The organism is Oleiphilus sp. HI0117 (assembly GCF_001635235.1).
On record NZ_LWGA01000420.1, the window covers coordinates 1 to 493 of the forward strand.

Consider the following 493-nt stretch of genomic DNA (forward strand, 5'->3'; position numbering starts at 1 on the left):
TTTAAGACGGCCCTGAAAACCTACGTTGGCTTCCAGGGCCTCTCTATCACTTTCCAAGAATGATAATAATGAGTGAGACAACTCGGGACACAGAATGAATCCAATTGAAAATATCGCTTTAATCGCTCACGATAATCGTAAAAGCGACCTTGTTGCTTGGCTAAACCAACATATCGAAGCTTTAAGTAGCTGCCAGTTCACTACGACAGGAACAAGCGGTAAGCTCATCGAAGAAAAAACAGGCCTAAGCGTGAACCGTGTTCAAAGCGGCCCTTTAGGTGGTGACCAGCAAATAGGCGCACTAATTGCTGACGGCAAAATTGATTTGCTGATCTTTTTTTGGGATCCACTCGAACCCATGTCTCATGACCCGGATATTAAAGCGCTACTCCGACTGGCAACGCTTTGGAATATTCCCGTCGCGTGTAACAAGAGCACCGCTGACTTTATCGTCCATTCTCCACTAATGAATAATTATCAGCGCGAAACACCC

Annotated in this window: 1 protein-coding gene; it reads left to right on the plus strand. The window is 45.4% G+C overall.

The genetic code is table 11. The annotated features are described in order from the left end of the window. Positions 1-94: 94 nt before the first annotated feature. A partial coding sequence (locus A3757_RS04950; RefSeq protein WP_068739250.1) for a methylglyoxal synthase occupies positions 95-493 on the plus strand: 399 nt, incomplete at its 3' end.